Source organism: Rhizobium sp. 18055 (genome assembly GCF_902706285.1).
Classification (GTDB): Bacteria; Pseudomonadota; Alphaproteobacteria; order Rhizobiales; family Rhizobiaceae; genus Rhizobium.
On the sequence record NZ_CACSKD010000019.1, the window covers coordinates 26244 to 44303 of the forward strand.

21 protein-coding genes are annotated in these 18060 nt (G+C 60.4%); 15 read left to right on the forward strand and 6 right to left on the reverse strand.

Annotated features, from left to right (window positions below):
- Window positions 1-99 precede the first annotated feature (99 nt).
- From GVL52_RS24470 to GVL52_RS24480, 3 genes are all read right to left on the reverse strand, one after another.
- Complete coding sequence (locus tag GVL52_RS24470; protein WP_160011917.1) at window positions 100-813, reverse strand: XdhC family protein; 714 nt, start codon at window positions 811-813, stop codon at window positions 100-102.
- The gene (locus GVL52_RS24475; protein WP_160011919.1) at window positions 813-1139 is read right to left on the reverse strand and encodes an XdhC family protein; all 327 of its coding nucleotides are present in this window, start codon (window positions 1137-1139) and stop codon (window positions 813-815) included. Before GVL52_RS24475 ends, GVL52_RS24470 begins: the two co-directional genes overlap by 1 nt.
- Before the next feature lie 117 nt (window positions 1140-1256).
- Entirely contained in the window at window positions 1257-1751 is a 495-nt protein-coding gene (locus tag GVL52_RS24480) for a flavin reductase (protein WP_160011921.1), read from the reverse strand.
- A gap of 170 nt (window positions 1752-1921) precedes the next feature.
- Between GVL52_RS24480 and GVL52_RS24485 the strand changes: the two genes are divergently transcribed.
- The 4 genes from GVL52_RS24485 (at window position 1922) to purB (ending at window position 5601) form a co-directional block, all read left to right on the forward strand.
- Complete coding sequence (locus GVL52_RS24485; protein WP_160011923.1) at window positions 1922-3004, forward strand: branched-chain amino acid ABC transporter substrate-binding protein; 1083 nt, start codon at window positions 1922-1924, stop codon at window positions 3002-3004.
- A 38-nt stretch (window positions 3005-3042) separates the two neighbouring features.
- Window positions 3043-3720, forward strand: coding sequence for a ribulose-phosphate 3-epimerase (gene rpe, locus GVL52_RS24490; RefSeq protein ID WP_160011925.1), 678 nt, complete (start codon window positions 3043-3045; stop codon window positions 3718-3720).
- A 22-nt stretch (window positions 3721-3742) separates the two neighbouring features.
- On the forward strand, window positions 3743-4231 hold the full coding sequence (locus GVL52_RS24495; RefSeq protein WP_200847891.1) for a hypothetical protein: 489 nt from the start codon (window positions 3743-3745) through the stop codon (window positions 4229-4231).
- Between the two features lie 62 nt (window positions 4232-4293).
- The gene (purB, locus tag GVL52_RS24500) at window positions 4294-5601 is read left to right on the forward strand and encodes an adenylosuccinate lyase (protein ID WP_160011927.1); all 1308 of its coding nucleotides are present in this window, start codon (window positions 4294-4296) and stop codon (window positions 5599-5601) included.
- Window positions 5602-5633: 32 nt separating this feature from the next.
- Here the strand turns inward: purB and GVL52_RS24505 are convergent, their stop codons facing one another.
- A complete protein-coding gene (locus tag GVL52_RS24505) occupies window positions 5634-6134 on the reverse strand; it encodes a low affinity iron permease family protein (protein ID WP_160011929.1) in 501 nt (166 codons plus the stop codon).
- A gap of 72 nt (window positions 6135-6206) precedes the next feature.
- Complete coding sequence (locus tag GVL52_RS24510; RefSeq protein ID WP_160011931.1) at window positions 6207-7010, reverse strand: DUF2189 domain-containing protein; 804 nt, start codon at window positions 7008-7010, stop codon at window positions 6207-6209.
- A 155-nt stretch (window positions 7011-7165) separates the two neighbouring features.
- Between GVL52_RS24510 and GVL52_RS24515 the strand changes: the two genes are divergently transcribed.
- The 8 genes from GVL52_RS24515 to GVL52_RS24550 all read left to right on the forward strand — a co-directional run bounded on the left by GVL52_RS24515 (window position 7166) and on the right by GVL52_RS24550 (window position 13200).
- Window positions 7166-7720 carry an alpha/beta hydrolase gene (locus GVL52_RS24515; protein ID WP_160011933.1) on the forward strand — a complete coding sequence of 185 codons (555 nt, stop codon included), beginning with the start codon at window positions 7166-7168 and terminating at the stop codon, window positions 7718-7720.
- Window positions 7721-8089: 369 nt separating this feature from the next.
- Window positions 8090-10327 carry an EAL domain-containing protein gene (locus GVL52_RS24520; protein ID WP_244619271.1) on the forward strand — a complete coding sequence of 746 codons (2238 nt, stop codon included), beginning with the start codon at window positions 8090-8092 and terminating at the stop codon, window positions 10325-10327.
- A 228-nt stretch (window positions 10328-10555) separates the two neighbouring features.
- Window positions 10556-11320 carry a phosphoribosylaminoimidazolesuccinocarboxamide synthase gene (gene purC, locus GVL52_RS24525; protein WP_160011937.1) on the forward strand — a complete coding sequence of 255 codons (765 nt, stop codon included), beginning with the start codon at window positions 10556-10558 and terminating at the stop codon, window positions 11318-11320.
- Window positions 11321-11366: 46 nt separating this feature from the next.
- Window positions 11367-11609 carry a phosphoribosylformylglycinamidine synthase subunit PurS gene (purS, locus tag GVL52_RS24530; RefSeq protein WP_160011939.1) on the forward strand — a complete coding sequence of 81 codons (243 nt, stop codon included), beginning with the start codon at window positions 11367-11369 and terminating at the stop codon, window positions 11607-11609.
- A 19-nt stretch (window positions 11610-11628) separates the two neighbouring features.
- On the forward strand, window positions 11629-11835 hold the full coding sequence (locus GVL52_RS24535; RefSeq protein ID WP_160011941.1) for a hypothetical protein: 207 nt from the start codon (window positions 11629-11631) through the stop codon (window positions 11833-11835).
- On the forward strand, window positions 11828-12085 hold the full coding sequence (locus tag GVL52_RS24540; RefSeq protein WP_160011943.1) for a hypothetical protein: 258 nt from the start codon (window positions 11828-11830) through the stop codon (window positions 12083-12085). The genes GVL52_RS24535 and GVL52_RS24540 overlap by 8 nt, the downstream gene beginning before the upstream one ends.
- Window positions 12082-12753, forward strand: coding sequence for a phosphoribosylformylglycinamidine synthase subunit PurQ (gene purQ, locus GVL52_RS24545; RefSeq protein ID WP_160011945.1), 672 nt, complete (start codon window positions 12082-12084; stop codon window positions 12751-12753). The genes GVL52_RS24540 and purQ overlap by 4 nt, the downstream gene beginning before the upstream one ends.
- Before the next feature lie 48 nt (window positions 12754-12801).
- The gene (locus GVL52_RS24550) at window positions 12802-13200 is read left to right on the forward strand and encodes a hypothetical protein (RefSeq protein ID WP_160011947.1); all 399 of its coding nucleotides are present in this window, start codon (window positions 12802-12804) and stop codon (window positions 13198-13200) included.
- Between the two features lie 23 nt (window positions 13201-13223).
- Here the strand turns inward: GVL52_RS24550 and GVL52_RS24555 are convergent, their stop codons facing one another.
- On the reverse strand, window positions 13224-13352 hold the full coding sequence (locus GVL52_RS24555; RefSeq protein ID WP_244619269.1) for a DUF1127 domain-containing protein: 129 nt from the start codon (window positions 13350-13352) through the stop codon (window positions 13224-13226).
- A gap of 209 nt (window positions 13353-13561) precedes the next feature.
- On the opposite strand from GVL52_RS24555, the gene GVL52_RS24560 reads away from it, so the two are divergent.
- From GVL52_RS24560 to purL, 3 genes are all read left to right on the forward strand, one after another.
- Window positions 13562-14980: a PLP-dependent aminotransferase family protein gene (locus tag GVL52_RS24560; RefSeq protein WP_160011949.1), complete on the forward strand. Its 1419-nt coding sequence runs from the start codon at window positions 13562-13564 to the stop codon at window positions 14978-14980.
- A gap of 127 nt (window positions 14981-15107) precedes the next feature.
- A complete protein-coding gene (locus tag GVL52_RS24565; RefSeq protein ID WP_244619270.1) occupies window positions 15108-15689 on the forward strand; it encodes an acyloxyacyl hydrolase in 582 nt (193 codons plus the stop codon).
- 123 nt (window positions 15690-15812) lie between these two features.
- A complete protein-coding gene (purL, locus tag GVL52_RS24570) occupies window positions 15813-18047 on the forward strand; it encodes a phosphoribosylformylglycinamidine synthase subunit PurL (RefSeq protein ID WP_160011951.1) in 2235 nt (744 codons plus the stop codon).
- Window positions 18048-18060: the final 13 nt, after the last annotated feature.

An 18060-nucleotide genomic window follows, 5' to 3' on the forward strand; every position in this document is an offset into this window, starting at 1 on the left:
TATCAACCACGCTATCATTCTCGCCGCCGCAGCCGGGATCAAGTCATAGCGCGACCAGACTGCGAATATCCGCCTCCCAATCTCGTCGCCGCGCGTCTCTCAAAACGAAGCGGCGTCACCCTTCGCCGACGACAATGATCGAGACCGCAGTGCCTGGATGATTTCAGCCAGAATGGATGCGGCAATTTCTGCTGGATTTGCCGCACCGATGGCAAGGCCGATCGGCGCACGGATCGTCTCCAGCTGTGCGCGGTCGATGCCTTGGCCGGCAAGCCGTTCCAGCCGTGTCGCATGCGTCTTGCGGCTGCCAAGGGCGCCGACATAGAAACATCCAACCCGCAATGCCTCGGCGAGCGGAAAATCATCGATCTTCGGATCATGTGTCACTGCCACCAGCGCGGTATAGGCATCCAGCGGCAGTGCCTTCAGCACATCCACCGGCCAATCTGCAACCAGCTCGGTGCCGACGAACCGATCCGGCGTCGCAAAGGCGGTACGTGGATCGATGATCCTGATATCGAAGCCGGCCAGCCGCGCCATCGGCGCAAGCACCTGGCTGATATGAACAGCGCCAATGATGACGATCTGCGTCGGCGGCATGTACACATTGATGAAATAGCGCCGACCATCGGCATCGATGGCGCCGGATTTGCCGGACCGAAAGGCGGCATCAACGTCCTGCTGCAGAGAAACTGCAACGCCATCCCCTTCGAGCACCACGATGCCCTCGCCGTTATCCAGATCGGTCAGAAGCGCCACCGCCTTGCGACTGCGACGCGCAGTGTTGAGCCGGCTGAGAGTTGCTGTGTCCATCAGCCGAGCCTCTCCACATAAACGCGAATCCGCCCACCACAGGAAAGCCCGACCCGCCAGGCCGTCTCGTCGGCCACGCCGAATTCCAGCATTTTCGCCTCGCCACCGGCAATCACGTCGAGCGCTTCAGCGATCACCGCGGCTTCGACACATCCGCCCGAAACCGACCCTTCGAAATTTCCGTCGCCATCGATCACCAGATGACTACCGACCGGTCGCGGTGCCGAGCCCCACGTCTCGACAACCGTGGCGATCGCCACGTCACGGCCAGCCCCATTCCACGCCTCTGCCGTTGCCAGCGGATCGCCGTCCAGAGAACCCACCATCACGCACTGTCCTTCGCCGTCTCGAAATTTCGTCTTGCTGAACCGCCACGATCAACGAAAGCGATGTAGCCGCAGCGGCATGGCTCCGACACCGCAGGTCTTTCGTTCGCGCACACATTACAGCGTGTGATAATCGCGGTTCATATAGAGAAGCGCCGGCCTTGCCTCGTCGAAGCGCACAGCCACGACCTCGCCGAAAATGACGTGGTGCGTGGTCATCTCCTTGATTTCAGTCACCCGGCAATCAAAGGACGCCAGGGCATCAAGCAGCACGGGTGCACCGGTCACCAGCTTGTCGAATTTTCCGGTTGCGAAACGGTCGTCATTCTCCACCTTCGTCCGACCGGAAAAGGCATCCGCCAGGGCCTGATGATGAGCCCCCAGCGTATTCAGCGCGAACACGCCGCTTCGGAAGAAGATTTCATTTTTCGGATTGCTGTTGTTCAGGCAAACCAGAACGGTGGCCGGGCTATCGGATACCGAACAAGCGGCCGTAATCGTCACGCCACGCCGCTGCTCACCCAATGCCGTCGTCACCAGTTGGACGTGACCGCCGAAGCGGCTCATCGCATCTCTGTAAAGGCTCGGATCGATCGGTTGCTTGCTCAACAAGATTTAACTCCATCCGACAAAGCCGGCTCGTATTTCGTCTCACTATGAAGGTGATCAGTTACCTTTTCTACAAACTCCGGGCGAAAAGCGGCCGATCGGTGCGTTTTTCTTTGACGATCCATGCCGGACGGATAAAAGAGCAGGATAAACAGTAGGGGCGTGCATCCTTCATGACTATCTCGCGTGGCTTGGGTTTTCTACCGCTGCTGCTTCTGGCAGCCGGAGAATGCCATGCAGCCGGCGTGACGATTGGCGTCGTCGCGCCGCAGGCGGGCAGCTTCGCCGCTCTCGGCGCGCAGATCCGTGCAGGTGCCGAGGCCAAGATCCGCCAGGACGGCGACACCGTCGTCACAGTCAACGAGCCCTGTGAGGAAAATACCGGTGCCGCAGTTGCCGACGCGCTGATTGCCGCCAAGGTGCAGGTGGCGGTCGGGTTCCTCTGCAGCGAAACCTTGGACGGCGCATTGCCAAAGCTCAAGGATGCCAATATCCCCGCCATCACCATCGCCGTGCGTTCGCGCATTCTGATGGAGGATGCGCTCAAGAACAATTGGCCGCTCTTCCGTCTGGCACCCTCCGACGGCGCCGAAGCGGCAAAAGTCATCGAGGTGATCCTGCGCGACTGGGCCTCCGATCCGATCGCGCTCGTCGAGGATGGAACCATCCATGGCCGCGAACTGACGGAGGCTGTGCGCAACGCGCTCGAGGCCCAGGGGCTGAAGCCAGTCTTTACCGATACCTATCGTCCCGGCCAGGACCAGCAGATCGCGCTTGTTCGTCGGCTAAAGAGAGCCGGCGCCACCAAGGTTTTCATCGGTGGTGATCGCAGCGACGTCGCCATCATCGCCCGCGATGCCAGGAGCGAGAAGATCCCGCTCGTCCTGCTTGGCGGTGATGCCATGCGCGCCGCAGATCAGCCTCTGGCGCTCGCTGACGGCGTGCTTGCGGTGACACTTCCCGAGTATACCACGCGTGCCGAGGCCTCTTCTGCTTCAACCGGTCTGCGCGCCGCGTCAATAGAACCTGAAGGTTACGTGCTGCCGGCCTATGCAGCCGTCGAGATATCAATCAAGGCTGCGCAGGCCGCCGCGGCAGACGACAGGCCCGTTGCCCAGCACCTCGGCGGAATGCCCTTCGACACGGCGATTGGCAAGATCACCTTCGACGGTGGCCATGAACTGGCCGACAACCCATACCAGCTGATGCAATGGCGCTCCGGGGCATTCGTACCCGCGGACGAGCCGGCGCAATAACGCCTGCACGCTTCAGGCGCCTTCAACGGAGAGAGACAATGACCCAGCCCATTCGCATCGCGCCATCAGTGCTGGCCGCCGACTTCGCCAAGCTTGGCCAGGAGGTTCGCGACGTCACCGCCGCCGGCGCCGACTGGATCCACCTCGATGTCATGGATGGTCACTTCGTCCCGAACATTTCCTTCGGCCCCGACGTCATCAAGTCGCTGCGCTCCTACACCGACGCCACCTTCGATTGCCACCTGATGATCGCTCCCGTCGATGATTATCTGGAAGCCTTCGCCAAGGCCGGCTGCGACCGCATCACCATCCACGCCGAAGCCGGCCCGCATCTGCACCGCTCGCTGCAGACCGTCCGCCATCTCGGCAAGAAGGTCGGCGTCACCCTCAATCCGGCAACGCCACTGTCCGTTTTCGAAAACGTGCTGGATGATATCGACCTGATGCTGATCATGTCGGTCAATCCGGGCTTTGGTGGACAGAAGTTCATTCCCGCCATGGCCGACAAGATCGCCGCCGCCAAGTCGCTGATCGGTGACCGACCGATCGATCTCGAAGTCGATGGCGGCGTGACGATCGAGACGGCAGCGATGATCGGCAAGGCAGGGGCAAACGTTCTGGTCGCCGGCTCGGCAATCTTCAAGGGCGGTTCGGTCGAAGCCTACACGTCGGCGATAACAGCACTCCGCACTGCCGCCGAAGGCCAGTCCAAGTAATGCCGACAACCGCGCATCGCTGATGGGCGAACGGCTGAAGGCGGCGTATCCGCCCTACCCCGATCTCATCATCGGTGCGCTATTGTGGGGCGCCCTGATGCTGGTCTCGGCAATGGCGGCCGTCTATCTCCGCAACGGCATGCAGACCAGCCACATCGGTGATCTCGCCATCCTCTACTTCGGCGGCGGTCTGCTTGCCTGGCCCTTCATCCTGCTGCTCGGGCGTTTCCTCGCACATCGGCGAGCGATCGAGACGCGATTTGCCGCCTTCTTCGTATCGCTATCGGCCTGCACTATCCTGATGACGGCATTTCTGTTTGCGATGGACTACCGGATCTTCTATTCGCGCTGGCATGCTTCGACCGGCTCGCTGACCTGGTTTTTCCAGCTCGTCTTCACCGGTGCAAGCTCGGTCTATCAGTTCGCCGTGCTCGGTTTGCCGCTGTTCTTTCCGCTCGGTTTCCTCTGCCTGCTGGCCACGAGTTTTGTACTTGCCAAACGCATGCGTTGAGATTGCCGCGCGTCTTTGCTACACGGGCGCCAACATTCCTTTTAGAACGAAAGCAGGAAGCCATGATCCCGCGCTACTCCCGACCCGAAATGGTTGCCATCTGGTCGCCCGAAACCAAGTTCCGCATCTGGTTCGAGATCGAGGCCCATGCCTGCACCGCGCTCGCCAATCTCGGCGTCATTCCGCAGGAATCCGCCAAGACCATCTGGGAAAAGGGTTCGGCTGCGGAATTCAACGTCGCCCGCATCGATGAGATCGAAGCCGTCACCAAGCATGACGTCATCGCCTTCCTGACGCACCTCGCAGAATTCATCGGTCCGGACAGCCGGTTCGTACACCAGGGCATGACCTCCTCTGATGTGCTCGACACCACCTTCAACATCCAGCTGGTGCGCGCCGCCGACCTTCTGCTCGCCGACATGGACCGCGTTCTTACCGCGCTGAAGACCCGCGCCTTCGAACACAAGGATACCGTCCGCATCGGCCGCAGCCACGGCATCCACGCCGAGCCGACGACGATGGGCCTGACCTTCGCCCGCTTCTATGCCGAGATGAACCGCAACCGTGACCGTCTGATCGCGGCCCGCGCCGAAATCGCCACCGGCGCGATCTCGGGTGCTGTCGGCACGTTTGCCAACATCGATCCGCATGTCGAGGAATATGTCTGCGAGCAGCTCGGCCTTGCCGCCGAACCGATCTCGACCCAGGTCATCCCGCGCGACCGTCACGCGATGTTCTTCGCCACGCTCGGCGTCATCGCCTCGTCGATCGAAAACGTCGCGATCGAAATCCGCCACATGCAGCGCACCGAAGTCCTGGAAGCCGAAGAGTTCTTCTCGCCCGGCCAGAAGGGCTCGTCGGCCATGCCGCACAAGCGCAACCCGGTGCTGACCGAAAACCTGACGGGCCTTGCCCGTCTGGTGCGCATGTCGGTTGTGCCCGCCATGGAGAACGTGGCTCTCTGGCACGAGCGCGACATCAGCCATTCGAGCGTCGAAAGGACCATCGGTCCAGATACGACGATCACGCTGGACTTCGCCCTCAATCGTCTGGCAGGCGTCATCGAGAAGCTGGTGATCTATCCCGAGAACATGTTGAGAAACATGAACCAGTTCAAGGGCCTGATCATGAGCCAGCGTGTCCTGCTGGCGCTGACGCAGGTCGGCGTTTCGCGCGAGGACAGCTACCGTCTGGTGCAGCGCAATGCCATGAAGGTCTGGGAAAAGGGTGCCGACTTCCTCACCGAACTGCTGGCCGATGCCGAAGTGCGCGCAGCATTGTCGGAAGAGGACATCCGTGAGAAGTTCGACCTCGGCTACCACACCAAGCACGTCGACACCATCTTCAAGCGGGTGTTCGGCAACGCCTGACTTGGCCTTGACTTGGGCCTGATCGGTTGCGATCAACTCTTCGACGGCGCCTTTCGAGGCGCCGTTTTTCGTTTGTCTTTCGGCGCCTTTGCCGCGCCGATATTCTTGCGGACGGCCGTCGCCGTCTTCGTTGACTTCGGCGCAGCCTCAGCCGCCGCCTTCTTGGCCTCGCGGCCACCGCTCGCCGCCTTGGCAACCAGCCGATCAAGACGCTTGAGATCCTCCTCATCCAGATTTTCGATGCCGATGAAGCGGTTCTCGGCATGGCTCGTAAGGATCAGTTCGTCGAGTTTGGCCTGGATGGCGCGGGTGTCGCGCGTCTGGGCGTTCTGGAGCACGAACACCATGAGGAAGGTGATGATCGTGGTGCCGGTGTTGATCACCAGCTGCCACGTCTCTGAATAATCGAACACCGGGCCGGTCAGAGCCCAGACGACAACAAGCACGAACGCAGCGACGAACGCAGCGGGTTTTCCCGCCCACTCAGACGCCTTGGTCGCAAAACGGGTGAAGATGTGCTGCGCGTCAGCCATGATTGCCTCCCTCAAAGCTCGCACCAGTCAAACTCTGAGAAAGGCATTGTGTTCCGTGTTCAACGTAACGCATCAGACGATTGGTGGCGCAACCAGCTTCCGATAGAGATGCCAGGTCGAGTGGCCGAGGATCGGAATGGCAAGGGCAAGTCCGATGAAAAGCGGGACCGTCGCCACCGCAAGCGATACCGCAACGATCAGCCCCCAGAAAAACACCGGCACCGGATTGGCAATTGTCGCCCGCAGCGATGTCTCCATGGCGGCAACCAGACCGATATCCCGGTCAAGCAGGATCGGAAAGGTGACGACCGTCGTCGCCAGCACGATGATCGCGAAGCCGAACCCCAGCAGGTTGCCCCACAGGATCAATTGCATACCCTGAGACGTGCCGAACACCTCGGAGGTAAAGTCCGAAATCGTAAGCGGAAACACCTCGCCGAACACGTTCATGTAAAGCGTTTGCGCTGCCACCAGCCAGACCACGAAAAATGCGAACAACATCAGGCCACCGGTGACGATCGATGGAAATGATGGCGACCGGGTGACCCCGAGCGCATGGGTCCACGACGTATCCAGGCCGGTCTCGCGGCGCCGGCTGATCTCGTAGAGGCCGATTGCCGCGAGCGGCCCCAGCAGGGCAAACCCGGATACAAGCGGAAAGATGATCGGCAGCAGGTTCGCGCTCGATGTAGCAACGGCAAGGACGATACCCGCGATCGGATACATCAGACAGAGGAACACGTAATGCGACGGCTTTTCCCTGAAGTCGGTCATGCCGAGCCGCAGCGCGTCGAACACATCGGAAATGCCAATTCTGTTGATGACCGGACGCGAATAGACATCGCTCGCACCGGACATGACGTGAAATGCCGTCATGGCTTTCTCCTCCTCAGCCAGTCAGGCCAGCGGCGATAGCATCGGCGACGCCGACATCGAACGCGACCGGCAGTACGTCAACCATAACAAAAATCGGCAGTTCTGTCCTGCTTTCCCTTGACATTGCGATCAAGCTTTCTCACATCGGCGGCACCATGAAAGCTTCAGACGCCGATATCCTCATTATCCCCGGTTACACCAATTCCGGTCCCGACCACTGGCAGAGCCGATGGGAGGCGAAACTCAGCACCGCGCGCCGCGTCGAGCAGGCCGAGTGGTCCAAGCCCGTGCGCGATGACTGGGCCGCAAGAATTGCCGAAGAGGTCAACAAATCGACGCGCCCGGTGGTGCTGGTTGCGCACTCGCTCGGCGTTCCCTCGGTGCTTCATGCAATCCCGCAGTTTCGCAACACGATCGCCGGCGCCTTTCTGGTGGCGCCGCCGGATGTTGCCAACCCCGATATCCGTCCGAAGCATTTGATGACATTCGGGCCTTACCCACGCGATCCGCTGCCGTTTCCGACCGTTACCGTCGCCAGCCGCAATGATCCGTTCGGCACCTACGAGCATGCTGACGACATCGCCGCAAGTTGGGGATCGCTGTTGGTCGATGCGGGAGAGTCCGGCCACATCAACGCGGATTCCGGCCACGGTCCCTGGCCGGAAGGTACGATGGTGTTTGCGCAGTTTATAAGCCGCCTGAAGCCATAGTTTTCGGCCGGCCCTGGCCACGGCCAATGTCGCCGCGCTAATCGCCCTCCCCGCGCACCAAGAACACGCTCGCCAAGCCTGCGAGAACGATGCATTGCATGATGAACATCGGCCAATCCTGAGCCATGGCTTTTCCTCCACGCCGCTTATATAGGGCGGAAAAATGCCTGAGCGCTTTATTTTGCCGTTGTCGGGACCGCATGGCAAATGACATCCGCGAGAGAACTGGACAGACCGGCACCTTTGCTCTGATATTAAGGTCTATTTAATCCAATAAAAGCACACTGATACACGCCAGACGAGCGAGTGCGAGCATTGGACCAGAAGAAGCCTGAGCAAACATCCGGTTCGAGCAGCGGTGGCGCGTCAATCGTTTCCGCTGACACTATCGATGGACAGGCAGCAGGCCTTGTCGAGCGCGAAAGCCGCTGGAACTACGCGCTCGTCGGTTCCGGCCTTGGGGTATGGGACCATAATCTGCGCCTTGGCACCCGGTTTTACTCCGACACCTGGAAAGCCATGCGCGGCATGGCACCCGACGAAGAGGCAGATGGCGACTACGACGCCTGGATTGCACTGATCCATCCTGACGATCGGGAGTTCGTGGGCAAGGCGATCGATCGCCAGAACGCCGGCGATCAGAATTACCAGATCTTCGAGTATCGCGAGCGCCACAAGAACGGTCACTGGATCTGGATCGAGTGCCGCGGCGCCTGCGTCGAATGGGACGCGGACGGCGTTCCGTTGAGGCTCGTCGGCACAGACACCGATATTACCGCACGCAAGGAGGCGGAGGAACGCCTTGCACATATGTCCCGGCGTCTCGACCTTGCGCTCGATATCTCAGGCATCGGCGTGTTCGAATCCGACCTTGATGCGGGAACCGTCGAGTGGGATGCGCGCCTGCTCACCATCTATGGAATAAAGGATACCGTGCGGGCCGCCATTGCCGATGTGTGGACCGAGGCTCTCCATCCTGACGATCGCGACCGGGTCAATGCCACGGTGGCGGAGAATATCGCGCGACAAACCGGTTTCCACCACGAATTCCGGATCATCCGCGGCGATGGCGCCGAACGTGTCATTCGCGCCAAGGCGGCTTTCTTTATCGACGGCAATGGCCACCGCAAGCTGATCGGTGCGAACTGGGACGTCACCGAAGAGGTGATGCTGAATGCGGAGCTTCAACGGGCGAAGGATCTCGCCGAAGCCCGCAACATCGAGCTTGAAGCCGCCAAGGAAAGCATCGAACACCTGGCATTGCACGATTTCCTGACCGGGCTGCCGAACCGACGCTATCTCGATCGCAAACTCGAGGAATATTCCGCGAAGTCCCGCAATGCCGACCAGTCCCTCGCTGTCCTGCATATCGACCTGGACCGGTTCAAGCAGATCAACGACACACTGGGCCACCGCGCCGGTGACGCCATGCTGAAGCATGCTGCAACGGTGCTGACCGAAAACGTCCGGCCCGGCGATTTCGTCGCCCGTATCGGCGGCGACGAATTCGTTGTGCTTTGCACTGTGGAGATCACGCCGAAAAAGATAGCCAACCTTGCCGAGCGGATCGTTCGTGAGCTTGGCCGACCGATACGCTTCGAGCATCATGATTGCCGCTTCGGAGCCAGCGTCGGCATCGCCACCGACAGCGGCCCGATGCTCGATGGGAAGCAGCTTCTGCTCAATGCCGATATCGCGCTCTACCGCGCCAAGAGCGGCGGCCGCAACCGCCATGAATTCTTTTCCAAGGACGCGCGCCGCCAGGTGATCGCCAGCAAGCGCTTGGCCGATGATATCCTGATCGGCCTGGAGCGCAACGAGTTCGTTCCCTTCTATCAACCCCAGTTCGATGCGCGCACGCTCGATATCACCGGCGTAGAAACCCTCGCCCGCTGGCAGCATCGTGAACACGGCCTGCTGACGCCGGATCGGTTTCTGGCAATCGCCGAGGACATCAACGTCGTCGCCACGATCGACGGCGTCATCCTCGAGCAGGCGCTGATCGATCGCGCCAAGTGGGAGAGCGAAGGTATCGTCATTCCGAAGATCGCCGTCAATGTCTCCTCCCGGAGACTGGATGATCCGAACCTCGGCAAGAAACTGCGGGCACTGAAGATCGTACCCGGCACGATCGCCTTCGAGCTGCTGGAATCGATTTCGCTCGACGATTGCGACGACGCCGCCATTGCCAATCTACGGCAATTCCGGCGGCTGGGCATCGATATCGAGATCGACGACTTCGGCACCGGACACGCGTCGATCGTCAGCCTGCTGAGGCTCAGCCCCAAGACATTGAAGATCGATCGCGAACTGATCCGCATGCTGCCGACATCAGCCGAGCAGCGCAAGCTGGTGCGCTCGATCATCGATATCGGACGCTCACTCAGCATCATGGTGACAGCCGAAGGCGTCGAAACCATGGAACACGCCCGGATTCTCCGTGATCTCGGATGCGACGTGTTGCAGGGCTATGCGCTCGCCCGCCCCATGCCGGCCATGCAGATCCCGGCTTTCGTGCGGGCCGCCAGCTGGCGCCAGGTTGCTCCAGCGACCCAGGGCCATCACCCAATCTCGGGCAAGCCGGCCAAGGCATCGGCGTCCAAATAAATCATTGCAAAACGCGGGCAGCAACGACCGGTCGTTTCGCGAATGCTCAAAACGCTGTAAACTGACCCTTCAGAACCTTCGATTCTCTTAGCGGCCATCCGGAGACCGGAATCCGGGGAAGGAGTGACAGGCGGATTGTGAAACCCTCGCTTTTCCTTTAAGGGGACGCCACGAGATCGATCCACTCGCGCTAATCCCAAGAGCGCCAACGACAAGAGAATAATCGCAATGAACCGTCGCCGCCGTATTTACGAGGGCAAGGCCAAGATTCTGTATGAGGGACCCGAGCCAGGCACGCTGATCCAGTTCTTCAAGGACGATGCCACCGCCTTCAACAAGAAGAAGCACGAAGTCATTGATGGCAAGGGCGTTCTGAACAACCGCATCTGCGAGTTCATCTTCAACCATCTGAACAAGATCGGCATCCCGACGCACTTCATCCGCCGCCTCAACATGCGCGAGCAGTTGATCCGCGAAGTCGAGATGATCCCGCTTGAGATCGTCGTGCGCAACGTCGCTGCCGGCTCGCTGTCGAAGCGCCTGGGCATCGACGAAGGCGTGGTCCTGCCGCGCTCGATCATCGAATTCTATTACAAGTCCGACGCGCTCGAAGACCCGATGGTTTCAGAAGAGCACATCACCGCTTTCGGCTGGGCCAACCCCGCAGAACTCGACGACATCATGGCGCTGGCGATCCGCGTCAACGATTTCATGACCGGCCTGTTCCTCGGCGTCGGCATCCAGCTCGTCGATTTCAAGATCGAATGCGGTCGCCTTTATGAAGGCGACATGATGCGCATCGTGCTGGCCGACGAGATCTCGCCGGATAGCTGCCGTCTCTGGGACATCGACACCCAGGAGAAGATGGACAAGGACCGGTTCCGTCGCGACCTCGGCGGGCTTCTCGAAGCCTACTCGGAAGTGGCGCGCCGCCTCGGCATCATCAACGAGAACGAGCCTGTGCGCGGCACCGGCCCGGTGCTCGTCAAGTAACATATTCGGCCAATAAGACATTCGCTAAGAAGACAGGGAAGACAAAGTGATCAAGGCTCGTGTAACCGTCACGCTGAAAAACGGCGTTCTCGATCCGCAGGGCAAGGCAATCGAAGGCGCGCTCGGCGCCCTCGGCTTCGAAGGTGTCGGCCATGTCCGCCAGGGCAAGGTGTTCGACGTCGAGATTGAAGGCACCGACAAGGCCAAGGCCGAAGGTGACATCAAGGCCATGTGCGAAAAACTCCTCGCAAATACCGTGATCGAGAATTATACTATTTCTCTCGACTAGCGGTTGCGGAGACTGTCCGATGACTGAGGTGACAAATCAGATACTTTATGACGATCTTCTAAAGCTCGATCAGAAGCTAGAAGAAAATCTGGAAGGGCTTCAGGACATCGTTTCCTTCATGAAGGAAATGAACCGCGAGCTCGCAGACGAGCGGTCCAAGACGGAGCTCCTGAAAAGGAAGTTTTTTGGTAACCGTCTTGAGGCGCTTGAGGTCATCGTTGGCTGAGATTACGCAGGAGCTCATTCACGAACTCTTGCGTCGCTTTCACCAGCGCGCAGACAAGGCAGATACCGCGGCACGCGATCTGCGAAATGAGGTTAATTCGATACGATTGCTGCTCCTCGCCCACCAGGGCGATATCAGCAATCTTTATATGCTTATCCACCAAATCGACGAGCGCCTCGAACGCATCGAAAACCGTCTCGAACTTCGAGAACTCGCAGAAGCACAAGCAAGGTTTGAACCACACCCATGAAATCCGCCGTCGTTCAACTTCCGGGTCTTAACCGCGATCGTGACATGATCGCTGCTCTCACCAAGATCTCCGGTCAGGCACCGGTGACGATCTGGCAGACGGAGACCGATATTCCCGATGTCGATCTGATCGTCATCCCGGGTGGTTTCTCCTACGGAGATTATCTGCGCTGTGGTGCGATCGCTGCTCGCATGCCCGTCATGCAGGCGATCATCGAGAAGGCCAACAAGGGCGTGAAGGTTCTGGGCGTCTGCAACGGCTTCCAGATCCTCGTCGAAGCCGGTCTTCTGCCGGGCGCGCTGATGCGCAATGCATCGCTGAAGTTCGTCTGCCGCGAGATCAAGCTCGAAGTCGTCAACGCCGAGACCGATTTCACCAAGGCATATGCCAAAGGCCAGATCATCCGCTGCCCGATCGCCCATCACGACGGCAACTATTTCGCCGACACAGAGACGCTGGCAAAGATCGAGGGCAACGGCCAGGTGGTGTTCCGCTACGCCGAGGGCACAAACCCGAACGGCTCGATGAACGACATTGCTGCGGTCATGAACGAAGGCGGCAATGTGCTCGGCATGATGCCACATCCGGAGAACCTCATCGAGGCCGCGCACGGCGGTTCCGACGGCCGCGCCTTGTTCGCTTCGGCGCTCGACGTAATCGCTGCTTAACCTTAGACGCGTAAGAGGCCATTCATCTGGTCCACCGGAGCAAGATCGATGCGCCCTCGCCTGTCCCTGACACATGTTCTCGCCATTGCCGCTACCGCGGCACTGGCCGCCTCGTGCCAATCGAAGACGCCTGCCCCGACGCAGGATCGTAGCGCGCTCTCGACCATGGAACGCGTCGCGGTGGCTGCCAGCAATTGCTGGTTCAAGTCGGGCGATGCGACGTTTGCCGCCTACAAGCTGGCACCGGAGCTCAACTCATTCTCCGGCCGCCCGCGCATTCTGGTCGTCCACAAGGGCAGCCCGGAAAGCCGGCCGCTGCTGGTCGTCCAGGCCGAGGGCAATCCGTCCAAGCTCGACGCCTTCGGTCCGATGATGGACACGCCCGCAAAGCCGCGCATCGCTCAGGACGTGATCCGCTGGGCCGGCGGCAACAAGAGCTGCAGCTAAGCCGCTCTTTGCCTGCCTGCGCTTCAATCCCAGAAGAACGACTTGGCGATTTCCTTGCCGGCCTCGGCACGGCTGACGCCGATGTCGAGCAGTTCATTATCCGTCAGATCGCGGAGCGCACGTCGACCTGCGCGCTTCTGCTGCCAGATCATCAACATTGTCCAAAGCTGACCAAGACGCTTCATTGTGCTCAACCGCGCCGCCGGCTTTGAGGCAATCCGGAATTGCTCCGTCAGCTGGTGAAATGCATTGTCTTCTCTGATTTCTGGTACGGCAGACACGTCTCTATCCAATCGCTGATTGTGTGCATTTCCCTGATAGTCTTGACAGACAAAGGGTGACAATCTAGAAAATTGTCATCATGACAAATTGGCTCCCTGATCTCACGCGCGGCTCCGGCCCGGTTTATCTCCGTCTCGCCGATGATATCGAAACCGCGATATCGAGCGGCGCATTACCGGCTGGGAGCAAGCTGCCGCCGCAGCGCAATCTGGCTTACGACATCGGCGTGACAATCGGCACAATCGGCCGCGCCTATGCGCTGGTGCATGAACGCGGTCTTGTCGCCGGTGAAGTCGGGCGCGGCACCTACGTGCTGGATCGCGCCGAGACCGCACCCGGCAATCAACCGGACCCGCTGACAATTGCCCTGGGCGGGACCAGGACAATCGATGCACCCGCCAACAAGATCCGCTTCGACACCACGGCAGCGCCCGATCTCGGCCAGGGCAAGGTGATCGGACAGGTCCTTGCCGATATCGGCGAACAGCACCTTTCGGAAATATCGTCCTATTCGCGCGTCTTTCCGGCAAACTGGTATCAGGCCGGTCGTCGCTGGCTTTCACGCAACGGCTGGGCGCCAGATGCCGAAAACATCGTGCCGACGCTTGGCGCGCATGCGGCCGCCATCGCGGTGATATCGGCGATATCGTCGCCGGGCGACAAGATCGTTTTCGAGAATCTCAGTTACACGCAGGTCAGCCGCAGCGCCCGCATCCTTGGGCGCCGGACGATCACCGTCGATTCGGATGAGGATGGCATCATCCCGGATGATTTCGAGCGGCTTTGCCAGCAGCAGCACCCGAAACTCGCCTTCCTGATGCCGACGGCCCATAATCCGACACTGGCCACCATGCCGCACGAGCGCCGGGCCAGGGTCGCCGAAATCGCACGGCGCCACGGCGTCTGGTTGATCGAGGACGATCTCTACGGCGGTATGACCGGCGACGAAAACCCGCTGCTCGCCTCGCTCGCCCCCGATCGCACCTTCCTGATCAGCGGCCTGTCGAAATCGGTTGCCGCTGGTATTCGCGGCGGCTGGGTCGCCTGCCCGCCGCATTTTGCGCAACGTATCAAGGTGACTCACAAGATGATCACCGGCGGGCTGCCTTTCATCCTTGCGGAAACCTGCGCCCGTCTGGTCGAGAGTGGCCAGGCCCATGAGATCCGCGAGACCAGCATCACCGAACTTGCCAGCCGCGAACGCCTGGCGCGTGAAACGCTCCAGGGCTTCGACTTCATCTCGCATCCGCACGTGCCCTTCCTCTGGTTGAAGCTGCCCGACCCGTGGCTCTCAGGCACGTTCAAGAACGCTGCCTTCAGGGATGGCGTGCTGATCGACGACGAGGACGAGTTCAAGGCGGCCCGCACCGACAAGGTCTACCACCGCGTGCGGGTCTCCTTCTCGTCGCCAAAAAGCCGCGACGAACTCGTTGCAGGTCTGATGACCTTGCGACGTCTGCTTGAAAGCGGCGGGGCCGGATACGACGGCGAGATCTGAGATTGTTGCAGATTGGCAGCAGTCTCTAAATTCTGACGTTTTGAACAACAGTTTGCTTTACCGACTCAAATTGAATGCTACCCCTTGATAAGCGAACGGTGATTTGTGCCGTTACCAAGGGCAGCGCATGGCAATGAACATTATGAAATCGGCATCTGTGTATCGCGGTGCCATCATCGCGGCAGTAATTTCAAACGCATCGCTCCTGCCGACCGCAGCCCATGCAGATGACAAAATCTTCGATGAATTGCGCTTCGGCGCATCAGCCTCCATTCAGAGTGGCCATAGCAAGGAAGACGGTGTCTTTCCTGAGGTGACGGTATTCTTCGATCCGTTCGACCACGATGCCGCCACGGACTGGAAACAGCAACTTGCCCGGCCCCGGCTGAATATCGGCACGTCGATCGGCACCTCTGGCGAAGCAACGCAGATATTCGGCGGCTTTGCCTGGACGGTGAATTTCAACGAGAAGATTTTCGCCGAAGCCGGCTTCGGCGGCGTCTGGCACAATGGCAATCTCGGCTACACCGATGAAGGGCCGGAGCTCGGCTGTCGTTTCCTGTTTCATGAATATGTCGGCGCCGGCTACCGCTTCGATCAGCATTGGAATGTCATGGCGCAAGTCGCCCATTCCTCGCATGCCAACCTCTGCGACGGCCCGAACAGCGGCATGACCCGTGCGGGCATCCAGCTCGGCTACAAGTTCTAGCTTTGCTTATATGATCGTCGAATGCCCGCTCTCTGTGAACAGCGGGCATTTTCCTGTCGCGCGTTTCATTCACTTAGGCTAAAGACACCGAAATCGCGCAACGGCAGGGACTTCGCAGAGCTCATGACCATTTCCAACACCCGCCCGATCACTCCAGAATTGATCGCCTCCCACGGCCTGAAGCCGGACGAATACCAGCGGATACTGGATCTGATCGGCCGTGAGCCGACATTTACCGAACTCGGTATCTTCTCGGCCATGTGGAACGAGCACTGCTCCTACAAGTCCTCGAAGAAATGGCTCCGCACCCTGCCGACCACCGGCGCCCGCGTCATCCAGGGCCCCGGTGAAAATGCCGGTGTCGTCGATATCGATGATGGTGACGTTGTCGTCTTCAAGATGGAAAGCCACAACCACCCGTCCTACATCGAGCCCTATCAGGGCGCTGCCACAGGCGTTGGCGGCATCCTGCGCGACGTCTTCACCATGGGTGCGCGCCCGATCGCCGCAATGAACGCCCTGCGCTTCGGCGCCCCTGATCACCCGAAGACCCGCCACCTCGTTTCCGGCGTCGTCTCCGGCGTCGGCGGCTACGGCAACTCCTTCGGTGTCCCGACTGTTGGCGGCGAAGTCGAGTTCGACGCCCGCTACAACGGCAACATCCTGGTCAACGCCTTTGCTGCAGGTCTCGCCAAGTCCGACGGCATCTTCCTCTCCGAAGCCAAGGGCGTCGGCCTTCCCGTCGTCTATCTCGGCGCCAAGACCGGTCGCGACGGCGTCGGTGGTGCGACCATGGCCTCTGCGGAATTCGACGGATCGATCGAAGAAAAGCGCCCGACCGTGCAGGTCGGCGACCCCTTCACCGAAAAGTGCCTGCTCGAAGCCTGCCTCGAGCTGATGCAGACCGGTGCCGTCATCGCCATCCAGGACATGGGTGCTGCCGGCCTCACCTGCTCTGCTGTCGAAATGGGCGCCAAGGGCGACCTCGGCATCCTGCTCGACCTCGACACCGTGCCTGTGCGCGAAGACGAGATGACCGCCTATGAAATGATGCTGTCCGAAAGCCAGGAGCGCATGCTCATGGTCCTCGAACCGGCCAAGGAAGCCGTCGCCAAGGCAATCTTCGTCAAGTGGGGCCTCGATTTTGCAATCGTCGGCAAGACCACCGACGATCTGCGCTTCCGTTGCGTGCATCAAGGCGTCGAAGTCGCCAACCTGCCCATCAAGGATCTCGGCGACCAGGCACCGGAGTATGACCGCCCCTGGCGCGAAGCCGACAAGCGCGCACCGCTGCCGGCCAACCTCGTTGCTGCGCCTGAAAACTACGGCCAGACGCTGCTCAAGCTGGTCGGCTCGCCGAACGAATCAAGCCGTCGCTGGGTCTACGAACAGTATGATACGCTGATCCAGGGCAACTCCTTGCAGCTGCCCGGCGGCGACGCCGGCGTCGTTCGCGTCGAAACCCACCCGACCAAGGCGCTGGCCTTCTCGTCCGACGTGACGCCACGCTATGTCGAGGCCGATCCGTTCGAAGGTGGCAAGCAGGCTGTGGCCGAATGCTGGCGCAACATCACCGCGACAGGCGCCGAGCCGCTGGCCGCCACCGACAACCTCAACTTCGGCAATCCAGAGAAGCCCGAGATCATGGGCCAGCTGGTGCAGGCCGTGAAGGGCATCGGCGAAGCCTGCCGTGCACTTGATTTCCCGATCGTCTCCGGCAACGTCTCGCTTTATAACGAGACCAACGGCGTCGCCATCCTGCCCACCCCGACCATCGCCGGCGTCGGCCTGCTCGGCGACTGGAAGAAGATGGCGCGTATCGGCAGTGCTGCCAATGGCGACAAGGTCATCATGATCGGCACCGACGGCAGCCATCTCGGTTCGTCGATCTATCTTCGCGACATCCTCGGCTCTTCCGATGGCCCGGCCCCTGAAGTCGATCTGTTTGCCGAACGCCGCAACGGCGACTTCGTGCGCTCGGTGATCCGCAACGGCCAGGCAACCGCCTGCCACGACATCTCGTCGGGCGGTCTTGCTCTGGCACTCGCCGAAATGGTGATGTCCTCGGGCAAGGGCCTGAAGATCGATCTCGGCGAAGGCAAGGGTCCGGCCCATGCGCTGCTGTTCGGCGAAGACCAGGCACGTTACGTGATCACCGTACCCGCCGACGTTGCGTCGTTCGTGTGCGCCAATGCCGAAGGTGCCGGCATTCCGTTCCGCCGTCTCGGCACCGTAGAGGGCGAAAGCCTGGTCATCGATGATCTGCTGGCACTGCCGATTCAGCAATTGCGCCACGCCCATGAATCATGGTTCCCTGATTTCATGGAAGGCCGCGGCACGCTCGCGGCCGCCGAATGATGCGCAAGGAGTA